This is a genomic window from Arthrobacter oryzae (assembly GCF_003634095.1).
Taxonomy (GTDB): domain Bacteria; phylum Actinomycetota; class Actinomycetes; order Actinomycetales; family Micrococcaceae; genus Arthrobacter; species Arthrobacter oryzae.
Genome location: NZ_RBIR01000002.1, coordinates 587,216 through 605,802, shown reverse-complemented (window position 1 = coordinate 605,802; position 18,587 = coordinate 587,216). Strand labels below are relative to the sequence as shown.

General features: G+C 68.3%; 13 protein-coding genes. 6 read left to right on the top strand and 7 right to left on the bottom strand.

Annotation, left to right across the window (positions count from 1 at the left end; genetic code table 11):
• The first annotated feature begins 7 nt into the window (after positions 1-7).
• Positions 8-2,869 carry a S1 family peptidase gene (locus C8D78_RS07095; RefSeq protein WP_244208286.1) on the top strand — a complete coding sequence of 954 codons (2,862 nt, stop codon included), beginning with the start codon at positions 8-10 and terminating at the stop codon, positions 2,867-2,869.
• A gap of 199 nt (positions 2,870-3,068) precedes the next feature.
• Here the strand turns inward: C8D78_RS07095 and C8D78_RS07090 are convergent, their stop codons facing one another.
• Both C8D78_RS07090 and C8D78_RS07085 read right to left on the bottom strand, forming a co-directional pair.
• Complete coding sequence (locus C8D78_RS07090; RefSeq protein ID WP_120951473.1) at positions 3,069-4,277, bottom strand: globin domain-containing protein; 1,209 nt, start codon at positions 4,275-4,277, stop codon at positions 3,069-3,071.
• A gap of 282 nt (positions 4,278-4,559) precedes the next feature.
• Positions 4,560-4,976 (bottom strand): PaaI family thioesterase, encoded by a 417-nt coding sequence (locus C8D78_RS07085; RefSeq protein ID WP_120951470.1) that lies wholly within the window; start codon positions 4,974-4,976, stop codon positions 4,560-4,562.
• 162 nt (positions 4,977-5,138) lie between these two features.
• Between C8D78_RS07085 and paaZ the strand changes: the two genes are divergently transcribed.
• A complete protein-coding gene (paaZ, locus tag C8D78_RS07080; RefSeq protein WP_120951468.1) occupies positions 5,139-7,241 on the top strand; it encodes a phenylacetic acid degradation bifunctional protein PaaZ in 2,103 nt (700 codons plus the stop codon).
• A 181-nt stretch (positions 7,242-7,422) separates the two neighbouring features.
• On the top strand, positions 7,423-7,830 hold the full coding sequence (locus tag C8D78_RS07075) for a VOC family protein (protein WP_120951466.1): 408 nt from the start codon (positions 7,423-7,425) through the stop codon (positions 7,828-7,830).
• A gap of 142 nt (positions 7,831-7,972) precedes the next feature.
• On the opposite strand, the gene C8D78_RS07070 is transcribed toward C8D78_RS07075, so the two are convergent.
• The 4 genes from C8D78_RS07070 to C8D78_RS07055 all read right to left on the bottom strand — a co-directional run bounded on the left by C8D78_RS07070 (position 7,973) and on the right by C8D78_RS07055 (position 11,470).
• The gene (locus tag C8D78_RS07070) at positions 7,973-8,812 is read right to left on the bottom strand and encodes a DUF427 domain-containing protein (RefSeq protein ID WP_120951464.1); all 840 of its coding nucleotides are present in this window, start codon (positions 8,810-8,812) and stop codon (positions 7,973-7,975) included.
• A gap of 68 nt (positions 8,813-8,880) precedes the next feature.
• Entirely contained in the window at positions 8,881-9,486 is a 606-nt protein-coding gene (locus tag C8D78_RS07065; protein ID WP_120951462.1) for a TetR/AcrR family transcriptional regulator, read from the bottom strand.
• Between the two features lie 99 nt (positions 9,487-9,585).
• Positions 9,586-10,914, bottom strand: coding sequence for a phenylacetate--CoA ligase PaaK (gene paaK, locus C8D78_RS07060; protein ID WP_120951460.1), 1,329 nt, complete (start codon positions 10,912-10,914; stop codon positions 9,586-9,588).
• A 16-nt stretch (positions 10,915-10,930) separates the two neighbouring features.
• Entirely contained in the window at positions 10,931-11,470 is a 540-nt protein-coding gene (locus tag C8D78_RS07055; protein WP_120951458.1) for a hotdog fold thioesterase, read from the bottom strand.
• 311 nt (positions 11,471-11,781) lie between these two features.
• Between C8D78_RS07055 and pta the strand changes: the two genes are divergently transcribed.
• The 3 genes from pta to C8D78_RS07040 all read left to right on the top strand — a co-directional run bounded on the left by pta (position 11,782) and on the right by C8D78_RS07040 (position 15,862).
• Entirely contained in the window at positions 11,782-13,893 is a 2,112-nt protein-coding gene (gene pta, locus C8D78_RS07050; protein WP_120951456.1) for a phosphate acetyltransferase, read from the top strand.
• 166 nt (positions 13,894-14,059) lie between these two features.
• On the top strand, positions 14,060-15,229 hold the full coding sequence (locus C8D78_RS07045; RefSeq protein WP_120951454.1) for an acetate kinase: 1,170 nt from the start codon (positions 14,060-14,062) through the stop codon (positions 15,227-15,229).
• A 60-nt stretch (positions 15,230-15,289) separates the two neighbouring features.
• Entirely contained in the window at positions 15,290-15,862 is a 573-nt protein-coding gene (locus tag C8D78_RS07040) for a GNAT family N-acetyltransferase (protein ID WP_120951452.1), read from the top strand.
• A 195-nt stretch (positions 15,863-16,057) separates the two neighbouring features.
• On the opposite strand, the gene C8D78_RS07035 is transcribed toward C8D78_RS07040, so the two are convergent.
• Positions 16,058-18,586 (bottom strand): hypothetical protein, encoded by a 2,529-nt coding sequence (locus C8D78_RS07035; protein ID WP_120951450.1) that lies wholly within the window; start codon positions 18,584-18,586, stop codon positions 16,058-16,060.
• Position 18,587: the final 1 nt, after the last annotated feature.

Here is an 18,587-nt window from a genome sequence, read left to right as displayed (position 1 = left end):
TTGCGGAGTGAAAACTCCGACGTTCCAGCCCATGATGCGGGCCGCCGCGGCCCTCGCGATTGCGGTTTGCGGCGCCTTGCCCGCCATTGCGCTGACCGCCGTCCCGGCGGTGGCTGTAACCGTCACCCCGGCGCCTGTCCCGTCGGCGTCACCCGAGCCGGTCCCGACGGCGACGCCGGCTGGAGCGGGGGGAGCGGGGTCGTCGGCACCGACACCGGCCCCCACGGCGGCAGACGCTGCTCCCCCCGCACTGGCGGGCTCTTCGTCGTCGGCCCTTTCTTCCGCGTCCGCTGCGCCGCTCCTCAGTGATGCCGGGCTCGCGGAAGCCGTGCGGCGGGACCTCGGCATGACCCTGGCGCAGTTCAATGCTGCGGGGGCGCTGGCGCGGCGGGCCGCCGACGCCGCGCCCTCCCTCCGCGCGCTCCCCGGCTATGAGGGGATCAGGCTCGACGCCGGCAAGATCACGGTTGAGGGCAACAGCCCGGAGCTCCGGTCCCGCGTGGCCGAGCTGAACCAGCTGGACGGAAAGAATCAGGCCGGCGGGGCCGACTTCGTGCTTGCCGCCCCCGCTTCGGTTCGCTCGGACGCGGCGCTCCTGGCCTCCAGCACCCAGCAACTCTTCGAGGCCTACGTCCGCGAGGTCGGCGCCGCCGGGCTGCAGGCAGTGACCTACACCAGCGGCCACTTCGTCATCCGCACCGGCGGCACCAACTCGGCGCAATCCGCCCCGGCCTCCGGCCCAGACGCGCGCCCGGCCTCTGCCCCGGAAGCGCAACCGGCCACAGCACCCGGCGCGAAGCCGAAGATCGCCGCCGCCGACTTCGTGGCCCGCTACGCCAACGTCGCGCTAGAAAAAGGATCCCGGATCGCGACGGAAGAGGACTTTTTCGGCGGCCAGGGTTACGTCATTGACGGCCGCACCCTGTGTTCGGCCGGGTTCGGAGCCTTCAGCCCCAAGGGCGAGCCCCTGGTCCTGACGGCCGGACACTGTGCCGCGGACGGCACCGCCAAGCAGGCCGAGATTGAGGATCCCGCAGGGGCGACGGCGGCGGGCGGAGGCAGTTCGGGCGCGGTCACAGGAGCGCTGGGGACATTCGGGTTCAGCCAGTTCGGCGGCCCCGGCAACGCCAAGGTGGCGGCGGACGGCAGCAACGTCGGCACGGACATCGCCGTCCTGCGGGGCATCAGGGGCGGCCTGAATGTCCAGCCCGCCGTCACCCGGTGGGACCAACCGGCCGATCCGGGGCCCACGTCCGTGAAGATCGTCGGCACGGTGGCCCCCTTTCAGGGCCAGCCCGTATGCCGCTCCGGCCGGACCCTCGGATGGTCGTGCGGCACCGTGGACTCCGTGGGAACGTGGGTCATCCCCGGACCAAACTCGCTGCCGCCAAACTACGACAACGATCTCCGGGCGCTGAGCGGCTTCGACTCCACCACGGTCAAGTCCCGCCCCGGAGACTCCGGCGGCCCGTGGATCAGCGGAAACTTCGCGGTCGGCACGCACACCGGAGCCGAAAGCGACGGCGGCGTCCAGACACGCGCCGTCGCGACCACGCTTGAGGACGCCACCGGCAGGATCCCAGGCGGCATCCAGCTCCAGCTCTTCCTGAACAAGCCAACCCTCACGGCGGCCGCCACGGAAACTGTCACAGCCGGCGAGCCAATCGCTGGACACGTGGGTGCGGCGCCGGCCTCCGCGGTGGCTGCGAAATCGAAGGTCCGCATCACTGTGGGGGCGCAGAAGCTTGAGGTGCCGGTGGACGCCGCCGGGAACTGGACGTTCCGGGCTCCGCTACCGAGCGGACAGCTGGCCTTCTCCGCGGAGACCGTCAACGGCTTCAGCCATTCCGAACCGGCGTACTTCACGGCCACCGTCGCACCGGCCCCGCTGTCGGCGCCTGGAATGACGACGCCGACTGGGACCACCCTGCCGGCACTCAACAGCATTGACGGCACCGGCATGCCGGGAGCGACCGTCAGGCTGTCAGGCGATGTCTCCGGTTCGGGGACGGTCGGCCTGGACGGCCGCTGGAGCATCAAGGTGGCCGATCAGCCGGTCTCCGGGCTGGTCTCTGTCACCGCAGTGCTCACTACTCCCGGAGAGGCGGACAGCCCCTCCGTGACCAGCACCTATACCGTACGTCCGCCGGCGCCGACGTCGAGCATCCGGCAGGGCCAACACCTCCGCCAGGACGCCCTGCCCACGGACATCTCCGGCACCGGCGTCAGCGGTGCTGACGTGCGCGCGTCCGTGGACGGGGTGTCCGTTGGATCGGTGCGGGCAGGCGCAGGGGGTGCAGCCGCGGGGGCCGCCCCTCAGCCCACGATTTCGCGGAACATCGCCGGTGACTCCCGGTGGAGCGTTCCGTTCCCTGCGCGACTGGCAGTCGGAGCGCACACGCTGACGGTCACACAGACCGTTGATGCCGTCGTTTCGCACCCGGCAGAAGTGGTCTTCATCATCGACCCTGCTGCCGTTTCCGCAGGCACCCGGGCCGAACCGCCGGCTGGCCAGCAGCTAGGAACTCCTGCCGTTCAGCCGCCTGGTGCCCAGCTGCCCGAGGTCCAGCCGCCTGGTGCCCAGCCGCGTGCCGCCAGGCCGCCTGCTGCCCAGCCTCTTGGCGACCAGCCTCTTGTCGCCGGGCCGCTGCGGGCTTCCGCCCCGCCGGCTCCCGTCCCGTCGTCTCCCGTGTCGCCGTCGGACGTCTCCGTCACGGTGGAGGGCGCGGCCACGGGCGGCACGTCGTCGGGCAATGTGGGCCAATTGGCCGGTTTCGGCGGGCTCCTGCCTGTCGCCGGTCTCGCCGCCGGTGTGCTGCTGCTCGGAGCGGCGGCTGTGGCGTTCGGTCGACGTCGGCGCATGCACTAGCAGCCGGATTCCACGCCGGGTTCGCCGGAAACGCCCGGCGTCGCCGTAACTGCACGGCGACGACGCACGCTTGCGGCGACTCCGGCGGGTCCCGGGCGCTCAGCAGGTCTACGGCGACCCCGCAGGTCTAGGCGACTCCCGGCGACCCCGCAGGTCTGCGGCGACCCCACGGGTCCGGACAGATCAGCGCGCTGCCGGGTTACTGGAAGTCAGCCAGCCAGAGATCAGGGCCGAAAACCTCGTATTGGATGTCCTTGGCCGGCGTGCCGCCCGCGATCAGGGCGCTCCGAACCGATTTCAGGAACGGCAGGGGACCGCAGAGGTAGTACTCGGCGTCGTCAGGGAGATCCACCTGACTGACATCCATGAAACCGGAGAACACGGAACCGGATGACTCTCCGGCCTCGGCGGGGGTCAGGAACCATGTCTTCAAGGTCCCGTCGGCCAGTTTCGCGAGATCCTCCGTGACCTGCGCGCGGAGCGGGAAGGATGCCTCGCTGTCATCGGCATGCAAAAGCATCACCTGCCGTTGCGAACCGGACTGCACGAGGTGGGAGAGCATCCCGGCCATGGGAGTGATGCCGATTCCGGCGCTGGCCATCACCAGGGGACGGTCCGTGTACTCCAGCACGACGTCGCCGAACGGTGCCGAGAGCACCACTTCGTCGCCCACCTGGACATCGTTGTGAAGCAGCGTGGACATCTCGCCGTCGGGAGTTTCGAGTCCATGGACCCGTTTGACGGCGAACTGCCGGTGTTGCCCGTCGTCGGCCCTCGTGAGGCTGTATTGCCGGGGCTGCTGCACGCCGTCTGGCATGGTCATCTTGATGGTCACGTACTGCCCCGGCAGGGACGGCTTGACGTCGCGCTCGTCGGTCCGTTCGACGACGAAGGAGACGACGTCGTCCGTCTCCTGGATCCTGCGCACCACCCGCCATGTCCGCCAGATGGTCTCGGGGGAGAGGTGCACGGCGTTATACAGGCCGCGTTCCTTGTTGATGAGAAGGTTCGCCATCAGCCAGTAGACCTCGTCCCAGGCGGCGGCGACCTCCGGCGTGACGGCATCCCCGAGGACATCCACGATCGCCCACATGAGGTTGTCGTGGACGATCTGGTACTGGTCGGGGCTGAGCCCGAGCGAGACGTGTTTGTGGGCCACCCGGGAGAGCAGATGGTCCGGCACCTGATCCGGTTTCTCCACGAGCATGCCGGCGAATGCCGCGATGGATCCGGCTAGCGCCTGCTGCTGGCGGCCGTCGGCCTGGTTCCCGCGGTTGAAGAGTCCGTCCAAAAGATCCGGCCGTGCCTCGAACATGTGTCGGTAGAAGCGCTTGGCGATCTCCTCGATGTGCTCGCCGACCACGGGCAGCGTTGCCTGGATTACGGGAAGTGAGGTGTCTGAGAGCATGGTGGACCCTTCCGGTGCGACCGGGGATACCCGGCGGCGCCGGGCAAATCGGCACTTCCACGCTAACAGTCCGGGCACCTTGCCTTCCGGGCCGATCGGCTCTACGTCAACGGGGAAGGCCGGTGTAGGTGGGCTCCGGTCCGGGCAGCTCCGCCGGGGTCGCCGCAAGCCTGCGGGGTCGCCGGACGGCTACGGCGACTCCGCAGGTTTACGGCGAACTCGCGGGTGGCGGGTCAGTAAGGCGGGACAGTAAGGCGGGGCAGCGGTAGGGAGGGAGAAGAGTCAGGCCTTGCGGTCCAGCAGCAGGTTGGTGATCCGCAGCGTGCACAGCCGCTGGCCGGCCTCGTTCGTGATCAGCACCTCGTGGGTGGTCAGCGTGCCGCCCAAGTGGATCGGGGTTGCCGTGATGGTGATGGTCCCCTCCCGCGCCGATTTGTGATGCGTCGCCGAGACGTCCACGCCCACGGCCGTCTTGCCCAGGGTGCTGGCATGGATCACGGCGGCCCATGATCCCACGGCCTCGCCGACGGCCAGCGAGGCGCCGCCGTGCAGGAGCCCGAACGACTGCCGGTTGCCCTCCACCGGCATGGTCGCCACCACGCGGTCCACGGACTCCTCGACGATTTTCACGCCCATCTTCTCGTCGAGTTCCCCGAGGGTGATCTTCCACAACTCGGTGCTGCCGGTCTCGGGCGTCATAGCGTCTCCTTCATTGCCGGCCGACCAACGGCCGGACCGGTCTGTGCTGCCACAGCTAGTGTGCGGCAGGCCTCATTCATGTACTGTAGACATATTACCGAACGGACGGTCAGTAATGCTGGCCGTGTTGATCTTGCCCCGCGTTGGAAGGACCCGTCAACGATGACCACCACAGTCGTACCCACAGTAGACACAGTAGAGATCGTTCCCAGCTTCATCCGGGGCTCCTGGTGGACTCCCGACGCTGCCTCCGCCGCCGGCGCCGCCCCGGTCCTGGACGCCAGCACCGGGGAACTCCTGGCCAAGGTGAGCACCGAAGGACTCGACCTCGCCGGCGTCGTGGACTACGGCCGCACTACCGGGCAGGCGGAACTGGGCAAGCTGACCTTCCACCAGCGCGCCCTCAAGCTCAAGGAACTGGCGCAGTACCTCAACGGCCGGCGCGAGGAGTTCTACGCTCTTTCGGCGCAGACCGGGGCCACCAAGATCGACTCGATGATCGACATCGACGGCGGCATCGGCGTGCTCTTCACGTTCGGGTCCAAAGGCCGCCGCGAGCTTCCCAACTCCCAGGTGGTGGTGGACGGCCCCATGGAGGTGCTGTCCAAGGACGGCTCCTTCGCCGGCGAGCACATCTACACCCGCATCCCCGGCGTCGCCGTCCAGATCAACGCCTTCAACTTCCCGGTCTGGGGCATGCTGGAGAAGCTGGCCCCGGCCTTCATCGCGGGCGTGCCGACCATCGTCAAGCCCGCCACCCCCACCGGCTACGTGGCCGCGGCAGTGGTCAAGGCGATCGACGAATCCGGCATCCTGCCCAAGGGCTCGCTGCAGCTCATTTCCGGCTCGGTCCGCACCCTGCTTGACCACCTGGACTACCGCGACCTCGTGGCCTTCACCGGCTCGGCCTCCACCGCCAACACGCTGAAGTCCCACCCCAATGTGGTCAAGGGCGGCGTCCGCTTCACCTCCGAGACGGACTCCCTCAACGCCGCGATCCTGGGCCCGGACGCTGTCAAGGGCACGCCGGAATTCGACGCCTTCATCAAGTCCCTCGTCACCGAGATGACCGCCAAGGCCGGCCAGAAATGCACTTCCATCCGTCGTGCGATCGTCCCGCAGGAGCTGGTCTCCGACGTCGTCGCCGCGGTGGGGGAGCGCATCCGGGAACGCGTGGTGCTCGGGGACCCCCGCGCCGAGGGCGTGACGATGGGCGCCCTGGCCTCCCGGGAACAGCTCGCCGACGTCCGGGCCGCGGTCCAAACCATGCTCGACGCCGGCGGTGAGCTTGCGTACGGCACGCTCGACGCGCCGAAGGTCACCAGCGCGGACGGAAGCGTCGGCGTCGTCGGAGGCGGTGCCTTCATGTCCCCGGTCCTGCTGAGCTGGGCCGACCCGGAAGCCGAGGAGGTCCACTCGCTGGAGGCCTTCGGCCCGGTGTCGTCCGTGATCGGCTACACGGACCTGGCCGACGCCGTCCGCCTCGCCGCCCGCGGCGGCGGCTCGCTCGTCGCCTCGGTCTGCACGAATGACCCCGCCGTGGCGCGTGAACTCGTGACCGGGATCGCGGCCCACCACGGCCGTGTGCTCATGCTCAACCGCGAGGACGCCCGCAGCTCCACCGGCCACGGCTCACCCGTCCCGCACCTGGTCCACGGCGGACCCGGGCGTGCCGGCGGCGGCGAAGAGCTGGGCGGCATCCGCTCCGTGATGCACCACATGCAGCGCACCGCGATCCAGGGCTCGCCCAACATGCTGACCGCCGTCACGGGCGTGTGGCACACGGGGGCAGACCGCAACTTCACCCTCGACACCGAGGGCCAGCACCCGTTCCGGAAGTCCCTGGCCACGCTGCATATCGGCGACGCCATCCGCTCGGAGCTGCGTGAGGTCTCCCTGGAGGAGATCACCAAGTTCGCGAACTCCACGGGCGACACCTTCTACGCCCACACCAACCAGGAAGCCGCGGCCGCCAACCCGTTCTTCCCCGGCATCGTGGCGCACGGCTACCTGCTCCTGGCGTGGGGCGCCGGCCTCTTCGTGGAGCCCGCGCCGGGCCCCGTCCTGGCCAACTACGGCCTGGAGAACCTGCGCTTCATCACCCCGGTGGCCGCGGGCGACTCCATCCGGGTGACCCTGACGGCCAAGAAAATCACCCCGCGTGAGACCGACGAGTACGGCGAGGTGGCCTGGGACGCCGTCCTGACGAACCAGAACGACGAAATCGTGGCGACCTACGACGTCCTGACCCTCGTCGAGAAGTAGCCCTTCCGGACGCTCCCTCCCGTTGCTCTATCACTTGTGGCTGCCAAAACGTCGGATTGGCAGCCACAAGTGATAGAGCAACCCAAGCGGCGCGGAGGGAGCTTCGCCGGTTCAGGGGCGCAATTTGCAAGCTCTTTCCATGCTGCTCCGGCGTAAAATCTTCAACGTAGGAGGTGGCAAAATGACCCTAGTATTGAACAAAGCCACAACCGTCCTGCCCGTGGATGATAAAGAGCGCGCCCGTCATTTCTATGCGGATACACTCGGACTCCCACACCGCGGCGTGGCGGAAGACGGAAGCGAATTGTTCGGCAGCGGCGACGGCCCGATGCTGCAGTTGATGCCAGTCAAGGATGGAAAGCACTCAGAGCACACCACCCTGAGTTTCGAAGTCAGCGAGATCGAACGCACAGTCCAGGAAATGGAAGCCAAGGGCGTCATATTCCAGGACTACGATCTCCCGGATCTCAAGACCGAAAACCACATTTGTACAACCGATTCAGAGAAGTGCGCCTGGTTCATGGACTCCGAGCACAACATTCTGTGCGTGCACGAGAACATCACCACGGCAGCTGATTACCAGCTCTGAGGCCTACCCTGGAAATTCGGGGGGAACAGAGCAGGGTGGACAGAAGGGCGGCGTTCCGGCTCAGCGGGGCGCCCCTTCTGTTGTCCAGACGCGCTGTCCAGGCCTGGTTCCCGTGCCCGCGGTCAGCCGGAATCAGCCCGGATCAGCCCGGCCGGGACCAGGGCGTCACGGGTCGTGGCTGCAGCACGCCGTCCACGGTCAGGTCCACCCGCTCATTGAAAAAGCTCACCAGGGAGTGGATCTGCGCGGCATCCCGGAAGCGCCTGTCATAGCTCCAGGCGATGTTCCGGCCGTTTACGGAATCCGGATAAGTCCAATAGCGGGCCTCGCCTTTGTAGGGGCAGACTGTCCGCTTGGGGCTTTCCTCCATCAGGTCCAGGCGCACATCCCGCGGGGGGATGTAGTACCGGACCGGGAGCAGCGTCTCATAGAGGAACTGTGCGCTGTTCGTACTGGCGATCGTAACGCCGTCGAGCGCTACTTCAACACGCAGGGAGGAGGCCCGGATGTCCACCCGGTGGAACGGGTCACGGGGATGGCCGATAATCTCCTCGTCATCCTCCAGCCAGTCGAAGGCGTCGAAATCGAGCACGATGTAGCCGGCAAGATCAGCGTCGTCGGGACGGAATGCGGCCCCTGGTGCCACCCCGGTTGCTGCCACGACGTCGAGCTGCTCCCCGGAGGTAGTGTGCCTGCCAAAGCCCGTGCGCGGGTCGAGCGAGACCGGTGCGTCGGCGGAGAGCCTGACGCCGCGCTCCGGGACTTCGGTCCCCGAGCCGCCGGACCTGGTCAGCTCCGCCCGGAGTTCCGGCTCCGGCACGGCAAAGATCGGGGTGATGCGCCGCGGCTCCCAGACCAGGTAGGCGCGCAGGGTATCGACAACGGTGATCCCTGCGAGACTCGCTCGGACCCTTTTGGCGGTGGGTTCGTAGCGCAGCTGCGGAAAGGATTCGAGCAGAACCTTGGATAGTCGCGTCGCCATTTCCCCAGCGTGACCCCGGAGCCTGACGGCGTCAATGGCGAGTCCGCGGAAGGTGCGGACGTGCCGGGTCAGCGCGGGACGTGGAGGCCGTGGAACGCCATGGTGATGACGTCGTCGGCAAGCTTTTGAGGCGACAGCGAGCCGCCGGGCTTGTACCATTCCACGATCGAGTTGATGGTGCCGAACAGCAGCCGGGCAACCGTTCGCGGATCGATGTCCTGGCGGAGCGTGCCCTCGTCCCGGGCCTCGGAAATCAGTGCAGCCACCTTGTGGTCGAAGGTGCGGCGCCGTTCCAGCGCGTCCCGTTCGATCTCCGTGTTGCCGCGCAGCCGCAGCAGCAGCGTCACGAACGGCAGCCGTTCCACCAGCACCGAGATGGTCTCCCGGACCACGAACTCCAGCCGGGCGTCGGCAGAGCCGGTCTGTGCCTCGGGCCGGTCCAGGATGGCCTCGAGGCCGCCGAGTGCGTGGTCCAGGGCGAGCTTGAGCAGATCGCCCTTGGATGGCACGTGGTGGTAGATCGCTGACTTGGAGATGCCCAGGTTCTCGGCGAGGATGCCCATGGAAGTGGCGTCGTAGCCGTGGCGGTTGAAGACGTCGACGGCGATCAGCAGGACTGATTGCTGGTCATAGCCGGGCCGGCCGCGCTTGGTGGTGGTCTCTGAGGTGGGCATACTCGCTAGTTTCTCATGAACGGTCGGTCAGCCCCGGCCGGCGTGCCGCAAAGGACCCGCCGGCCGGGGCTGACCGGGTGGCTGAACAAGCGGGCCGGGTCAGCCCTTCGGGCGCATGTCGTAGATGCGCCGCAGTTTGCCGTTGGACCGCTCCAGCGAGCCCGGTTCGACGACGTCGACCATGCAGGAGGAGCCGACGTGGATCTTGATCTGCTGCTGCAGGACCTTGGCCGCCGCCGCGCCGCTTTCGATCGTGACGGTGTCGCGGCGCTCGATCTTGACGGTCATCTGGTCCATCCGGTGGCCCTCGGGCCGGGTGAGTTCCAGCTGGAAGTGCGGGCTCAGCTCCGGGATGCGCAGGGCGATTTCCTCGATCTGGGACGGGAACAGGTTCACGCCGCGCAGGATGATCATGTCGTCGCTGCGGCCGGTGATGCGTCCCATGCGGCGGTGCGCCGGGCGCGCGGTGCCCGGCAGCAGCCGGGTGAGGTCCTTGGTGCGGTACCGGATGATCGGCAGGGCTTCCTTGGTGAGCGAGGTGAAGACCAGCTCGCCAGGTTCGCCGTCGCCCAGGACCACTGAGGGGTCGAAGGCGTCGATGATCTCGGGCCGGAAGTGGTCCTCCCAGATGTGGCTGCCGTCCTGGGTTTCCACAGCTTCGCCGGCGACGCCGGGGCCCATGACCTCGGAGAGTCCGTAGATGTCGCAGGCCTTGAGGTTCATGGTCACCTCGAGCTCGTGCCGCATTTCCTCGGTCCACGGTTCGGCGCCCAGGACTGCGTACTTCAGCGAGGTGGAGGCCGGGTCGATGCCCTGCTTGATCATGGCGTCGGCAATGGTCAGCAGGTAGGTGGGGGTGGCCAGGATGGCGTCGGGCTTGAAGTCCTGGATGAGCGTAATCTGGCGCTCCGTCTGGCCGCCGGAGATCGGGATGACGGTGCAGCCGAGGGCCTCGGCGCCGGCGTGGGCGCCCATGCCGCCGGTGAACAGGCCGTAGCCGTAGGCGTTGTGGACCTTCATGCCGGGCCGGACTCCGGAGGCGCGGAGCGAGCGGGCAACCAGCTTGGCCCAGTCGGCGAGGTCCTTCTTGGTGTAGCCCACCACGGTGGCGCGGCCGGTTGTGCCGGAGCTGGCGTGGATCCGGGCGACCTCGTGCTGCGGCACGGCGAACATGCCGAAGGGGTACTCCAGGCGCAGGTCCTCCTTGGTGGTGAAGGGGAACTTGCCGAGGTCCGAGAGTTCGCGAAGGTCCGTGGGGTGGACGCCGGCCTCGTCGAACTTGCGCTTGTACAGGGGAACGCGGTCGTAGGCGTACGCCACGGTGTGCTGCAGGCGGCTGAGCTGCAGGGCCTCCAGTTCGTCGCGGGAGATGGTTTCTTCGCGGTCCAGGACAGCATCACTGGTGGAGGCGACGGTTTCTTGGGTCATCTGGGGTTCCCTGTTTCTATTTCTTGGAGATGGTGCGGCTGCGGCCGCGGAACTCGGCGACGAGTTCCCACGTAGGGGCATCGGTGGCGATGTCGGAGGGGAGTTCGCCCGGGATGGTGGCAGCGGGCGCCGAGCCGGCGGGGGCCGGCTGCGCGCCCGTGACGGGATCCGCGGCGTAGATCTGGACGTCGTAGAGGCCGCTGCGCCCGGTGCTGGCGCGGCGGTTGGCGACGGCGGTCAGCACCTGGCCGCGGAAGGCCGGCTTGAGGAAGTTGATATCGACGCCGGAGGCCACGGTGATGGTGCCTGTGCCGGGCCCGGCTTCGCCCGGTTTCGGGTTGGCCGGATTGCAGGCCAGCGCGAACGCTGTGTCGCCGAAGGCGAAGATCATTCCGCCATGGGCCATGCCGAATCCGTTAAGCATTTCCTGCCGGAGAGTCATGCGGATCGTGGCATGTCCGTCGGCCAAGGCCACAACTTCGATGCCCATCCATTCCGAGGCGTAATCGTCTTTGAGGATGGGGTGGATGTCACCGGAAATCGTCAGTTCAGCCATGCGTCATTGCCTCCAGCTTTATTTACCGAATGTTCATTAGGTAATCCCATTTCGGTGCCCGCTGTCAAGAGCAGGCGACCTCTGCGCCCGTCCTCCAGACACATTCCGTGACCGCCGGCACCCGAGCAAACGGCTAAGGAGCGAGGCAAGGGAGATCCGCACCGGCGATTGGCGGGCTCGGGCCGCCGCGGGGAAGCCGCGGGGAATGTGCTCGGCTCGGCCAGCCTCCGGGTGCGGCATGGAGAAACGGCGGCAACAAGTGAAAGTATGGAGGGACGGAGCACCACCACGACACGACCTAAGGGCGGATCATGGCCAAGGGGATATACGTCAGCGCGACCACACCGGGATCCGGGAAGTCGCTCATAGCGCTGGGGCTGGCGGACACGCTGCACCGTCATGCGGACCGCATCGGCTTCTTCAAGCCCGTGGTTCACGGCAACGACGCCGCGGCGGACCCGATGGTGGCCCTCATGAAGGCCCGGTTCGATCTTGATGACCAGCGCTGCCGCGGCGGCCTGACATTCGCCGAGGTCCGCGGGCTGCTGGCCGAAGGGAACCGGGCGGAGATCGACGCCCGGTGCGTCGAGATCTTCGCCGAGATGTCACGCCACTGCGATGTGGTGATTGTGGAGGGGACCGACCTGACCGGCCAGGACGCCGCCGTCGAATTCGACCTCAACGCCCGCCTCGCGAACAACCTCGCCGCCTCCGTCGTGGCCGTCGTGGGCGCGAAGGGACGGACCGTCGCGGAGGCGGCCGACGCCGTCGAGGTGGCCCGGAAGGAACTGCTCGCCGAACGCTGCACGCTGCTGGCAATCATGGTGAACCGCGCGGACCCGGAGGACCTGGACGGCATCGCCGCGGCCGTGCGTCCCGGCGCCTCGGGCCGGCCCGTGTACGTCCTGCCGGAGCTGGAGTCGATCGCGAGGCCCACCACCGGCGAGGTCGCCTCCGCCCTTGGCCTTGGCCAGGTGGCCGGGCTGCCGGACCTCGAACGCGACGTGCATTCGGTCAAGGTGGCGGCCATGAACGTCGCCAACTTCCTGCACGTGCTCGACGACGGCGCTCTGGTGATCGTGCCCGGCGACCGTGCCGACGTGCTGGTCGCCTGCCTGGCGTCGTCGTTCTCGCCCGAGTTCCCGGTCCCGTCCGCGCTGATCCTGACCGGCGGCCTGGCCCCCGACCCCACCATCTACTCGCTGCTGGCCCAGGCTCCGTTCCCGATCTTCGCCGCCCCGGACGACACCTACGTGACCGCCAAGCGGGTCTCCGAGGTCCGCAGCGAGATCTGGTCCGGGCACCGCCGCAAAGTGGCCTCCGCCCTGGGCCTGTGGGCCAAGCGCGTGGACGAGGCCGAGCTGCTGGAGCGGCTGCACCTGCCGCGGCCTGAACGGATGACGCCGCTGCGGTTCCTGCACGACCTCATTGAGCGGGCCCGGCAGCAGCGCCGGCACATCGTCCTGCCGGAGGGGAACGATGTGCGGATCCTGCGTGCCGCCGAGATCCTGCACCGGCGGGACGTCTGCGACCTCACCATCCTGGGCAATGAGTCCGATGTCCGGGAGCTGGCCTCCACCCAGGGCATCGACCTCTCGGGCATGAGCATCGTGGACCCCGCGACGTCGGAGCTGCGTCAGCAGTTTGCGCAGAAGTACGCGGAGCTGCGGGCGCACAAGGGCGTGGACCTCGCCCGGGCGCTGGAAGTCATGCTGGACGGCAGCTACTTCGGCACCATGATGGTCCAGCTGGGCGTGGTGGACGGCATGGTGTCCGGCGCGGCGCACACCACCGCGCACACCATCCGTCCCGCGCTGGAGTTCGTCAAGACCCGCGACGGCGTGAAGATCGTCTCTTCGGTGTTCCTGATGCTGATGCCGGACCGGGTGCTGGTCTACGGCGATTGCGCGGTGAATCCGGACCCGAACGCGGAACAGCTGGCGGACATCGCGCTGGCGTCGGCAGAGACCGCAGCCCAGTTCGGCGTGGAGCCGCGCGTGGCCATGCTCTCCTACTCCACCGGCGGCTCCGGCACCGGCGAGGCGGTGGACAAAGTCCGGCAGGCCACCGAGGCCGTGAAGGCCCGCCGCCCGGATCTCGCTGTCGAGGGCCCCATCCAGTACGACGCCGCCGTGGATGCGGCGATCGCGCAGTCCAAGATGCCCGGCTCAACCGTCGCCGGGCAGGCCACCGTGTTCATCTTCCCGGACCTCAACACCGGCAACAACACCTACAAGGCCGTGCAGCAGTCCTCGGGGGCGGTCGCCGTCGGGCCGGTCCTGCAGGGGCTCCGCAAGCCGGTCAACGACCTCTCCCGCGGCTGCACCGTGGAGGACATCGTAAACACGGTGGCCATCACCGCCGTCCAGGCCCAGTCCGTGGAACCCGCCACCGAGCCGGCACGCGCGGCCGCCCATGCATAGCCGGCCGTTCCCAGACGCCGGCCGCGGCTTCCGCCACGGATGGGCGCCCGGGCAAGTCCGGCAATTTATAGTGGATCCCACGGAGCGCTCCGCCAGGCTCCGGCGTGAAGCCAGTTCCGGCGCACCCTTCGGGGCAAGCGCAGAAGCCAAGGCTTAGGAGGCCTCAATGCTCGTGCTCGTCATCAACTCCGGCTCGTCCTCGCTCAAGTTCCAAGTGCGCGACGTCGAGGCCGGCAGTGTGCTCACCGAAGGCCTGATCGAGAAAATCGGGATGGGTACCGGCGGGGAGGGCGACGGCCGGATCGAGGGCCCGCGAGACCACGCCGAGGCGCTGGAGCAGGTGGACTCGGCCATTCACGCGGCCCTGGGGGACCGGGTGCTGGACGCCGTGGGCCACCGCGTGGTGCACGGCGGGGAGCGCTTCGCCGAGCCGCTGCTGGTCAACAACGAGATCACCCGGGCCATCGAACGGCTGAACCCGCTCGCGCCGCTGCACAACCCTGCCAATGTCCTGGGCATCCGCGCGATCTCGAAGAGGTGGCCCGAGTTGCCGCAGGTGGCCGTGTTCGACACCGCCTTCCACCGCACCCTGCCGGAGCACGCCTGGCGGTACGCGGTGCCGGACGAGCTCTACACGAACCACGGGATCCGCCGCTACGGGTTCCACGGCACCTCGCACGAGTACGTTTCGCACCGGGCGGCGGCGCTGCTGGATGTTCCGGTGGAGGAGTTCGACGCCGTCATCGCCCACCTGGGCAACGGCGCCTCGGTCACGGCGATCCGCGGCGGCCAGTCCATCGACACGTCCATGGGCTTCACGCCCCTCGAGGGCCTCGTCATGGGCACCCGCTCTGGCGACCTCGATCCGTCCATCCTCGTGTTCCTGGGCCGGGCCGGCTGGTCTCCCGAGGACCTGGATTCGATGCTGAACCGCCAGTCCGGGCTCAAGGGCCTGGCCGGAAACAATGACATGCGCTCGGTGGTGGAGGCCGCGGAGGCCGGGGACACCAGGGCGGCCATGGCCCTGGCCGTGGCGTCCTACCGGCTCGCGAAATACATCGGCGGGTACCACGTGGCCGTCGGCGGCGCGAAGGCCCTCGTGTTCACCGCCGGGATCGGCGAGAACTCGCACCAGTTCCGGAACCTCGTGGCGCAACGCCTCGGTGCCCTCGGCGTAGAACTCGACGCCGGCCTGAACCGCGAACGGTCCAAGGAACCCCGCATCATTTCCACCGCGACGTCGGCCCTGCCGGTCCTGGTGGTCCCCACCGACGAGGAGCGGGCGATCGCGGAGGCGACGGCCGCCGTCGTCGCCCGGGCCTCGGTTGCTCCGTAAGTGCCCTTTTGACGGCCCAAAACGGCAGCCTCGGAGCAGTCGATGGGTAGCGTTGGAGGTATGACCGAACCCAAGCCCCTCCCGCAGCTTCCCCTCCGCACCGAGCAGCTGGTGCTGCGCCGCTTCGAAGCCTCTGACCTCGAAGCCTTCCACGCCTACCATTCGTTGCCCGAAACCGCCCGGTTCCTGCCCCGCGAGGCCAAGAGCTTGTCCCAGTCGATGGAGACAGTGGGACGGTATGCCAACTTCGAATTCGAGAAGGAGGGCGACTGGGTGGCGCTGGCCATCGAGGCCGCGGATTCGCCGGGGCTGCTTGGCGAGGTGGTGCTCAAGTGGCTTGAAGGGTGCGGGCAGGCCGAGATCGGCTGGAGCCTGGCGCCGGAGGCCCGGGGACGCGGCGTCGCCACCGAGGCCGCCCGGGCGCTGCTCAAGCTCGGGTTCGAGGATCTGGGCTTCCACCGCATCGATGCCAAGCTTGATGCCCTGAATACTGCCTCGGCGGCACTCTGCGAACGGCTCGGCATGCGCCTGGAGTCGCGCCAGGTGGACAAGTGGCACTACAAGGGCGAATGGGCCACCGAGGTGGTGTACGCCATCCTCGAAGACGAGTGGAAGGCCCGAAAGCCCGCCTAGCAGGCCTGGCCCGCGTGGCCCGCCTGGCCCGCGACGGATTGAGCACCCGGGTGACGCTCCCGCCCAGTTGCTTCTTCCCTGCCCACCTGGGCCCACCCGGAAATCCCGGGAATCCAGGGGTTGCACGGGCCCGGGGTCGTCTCAGGCAGCCAGCAACTGGGATGGAGCGTCACCACCCGAGCCCGCGCGCCACACTTAGGGCGCGGCAGGCTCGGTAGCGGTCGGGACGGGCGACGCCGTTCCGGGTGCGGGAGCGGGTGCGGTGGCCGGTTCCGTGCCCGTACCCCCGGACGGGGCAGGCGGGGCAGTCTGGGCCGGCTCTGCGGATGCTGGCGCCGGAGCTGTAGCCGTGCCGCCCGGAGCGGCGCCCGACGGCGGCGTCCCACCGCTCGGCGGGGCCTGTTCCGTGCCACCCGGTGACGGCGCCGTGCTGCTCCCCGGGGTGGGTTGCGTGGTGGCGCCCGGCGTCGGGGCTGTGCCGGTAGTTCCGCTCCTGGTCGCGCTTGGGTCGGCCTTGATGACTTCCACGATCTGCTCCTTGAAGGCGCTCAAACGATTCTGGATTTCCGAAAGCGGGACGTTGCGCAGGTCCCGGCCGAAGTCGGCAATCTGCTGCCACAGCGCATTTAGTTTGGTCATGCCTTCTGCGCTCAACGGGCCGTCGAGGGTGAGGACCAACTGGCTCGCCAGGGCGTAGGTGAGGCACCGGACGCAGTTGTAGTTCGCAGCCGCGGAGAGGTTCTCTGGGACGATCACATCAGTCTGGCCCACGATCAGGACCACCTGGAAGCCCACAGCCACGGCCGCGCAATCGGCGCAGCTGGCGAATGCGTAGGCTTCGTTGCGGGTCTGGACGTCCTGGCCGTCGTCGGCCCAGACCAGCGCGAAGGCAACGTCGTAGGTCACCGATCCGTTGGTGGTGTTGACCGCCAGCGCCTGATTATTCCCCTCTTGGGGAGCGGGCGGCTTGTCGAACGGGAAGACCCAGGAAGGGGCAGCCGGCGCGGCGCCCGTGGCACCCGTGGCACCCGCTGGACGTGCCTGACCCGCCGCCCCGGACAACCGCGGCACCAGGACCATGCTCAGCTGGGGATCTTCGCGGGTTGGCCTCCTGGCATCCTTGGGCCACAGGGCGACGGTCCGGCCGGCCTGGCCCTCCGCCATCCGGCCCGCAGAGGATGCCGGGAAGACGGCGGTGGTGGCATCGGACAGCGTGCCGCGCTCATAGGACTGGACAGGACGGTAGGTTTCGGCGCCGGGCCACCAGGCCCAGGCAAGGCCCGCAAGCAGCGCGGCGATCGCCGCCACCGCCGTACCCCGCTGGAGGGCCTTGCCCCGGGTCCTTGTCCACAGTCCGGCGACGAACTGGCGGAGCAGGCGCACCAGGATGTAGAAGATGCCCAAGATAGGCAGGACGATGCACACGAGGGCGACTATCCGCACGGCGGCGTCGGCAAAGTCCCCGGTGGAGACGCTGTGGGCGAGCATGGCCTGCTGTTTCCAGCCGTTGTCCCAGGCAGTCCCCAGCACGCGCGGCAGGGTGAGCACCATGGTGGCCATGCTGAACACCAAGAGGGGCACCGTCACGAGGACCCAGATTGTGACGACGGCCCGGGCCCAGGGCTTAAGGAGCTGCGCCTCGGGACCGGTTCGGCGCCACGGCAGCAGGCCCAGCAGGGTGGGTTTGATCCGCTGGAAGAGGTCCGGGACGCCCGTGGCATCGGCCAGGATGTGGTAGCCGTCGAAGCGGACCATGGGCATGAGCTGCCGCACCATCTGCAGGATTTGGGTGACCACTACCAGCAGCAGCGCGTCATAGCCCGTGGCCCACCAGATGCCCATGATGGCCACGGCCACAATCGCGTTGAAGTACAGGCCGCCGAGGTCGGTGCGGATCCGGCCGCCGCGGCCCAGCCGGTATGAATCCGTGACGTCGGTGTAGAAGGCGGGCCACATCAGGTACAGGCCCGTGCCCATGGCGCCGGGTGTTGCGCCGCCGCGGCGGGCCCCGGCGGCGTGCCCGAATTCGTGGAATCCGGCAGAGAGCACCGTGACGGCCAGGATCAGCAGCACCAGCCCCGGGTTGGCGAAGGCTTCGTGGGTGGCCGAGGCGAGGCCTTTGACCATGAGCACCCACCAGCAGGAAGCCAGGAAGGCGGCCGTCACGGCCACAACGATCAATGGGTTGAAGAGCCGGGCGAAGGGTGCGGTGAGCTTCCGGGTGCGGTCCGGATCGGTTACCGAGTACCGGAAGCGCATGCCCAGGAGCGGGTTGGCCTTCCTGACTTCGGGTTGGGAGCCGTCAGCCAGCTGCAGGAGCCCCAACGGCAGCAGCTGGGAGGTGATAAGGGTCTGGACGTTCGCCGCGCTGACCAGTTTTCCGAATCCGTTGCTGGCGTGCTCGGCAATTGCGTCCAGGCCGCGGCGGCCGTCGATCGCTTCGAGCACCAAGTAGAGCAGCCGGGTGAGCTGGATCGTCTGGCCGTCCGCACGGCGCACCAAAGACGGAGCCTCTTTGTAGCCGGAGCCCTTCGTCTCGCCGATGAGTTGGACGCCCTCCGCCAGAACGGGAACCGGCTGCTGGATGAGGGCCACAGCTGATGCCGGATCTGCGGACGACGGCGGATCTGCGGCGGGTGTGCCGCGTCCGGGACCTGCGCCCCCTGGCGCGGAAGAACCCGGAGGGCCGTCCTGGGCGGACGGCCCTCCGTGCAGAGTGCTCATC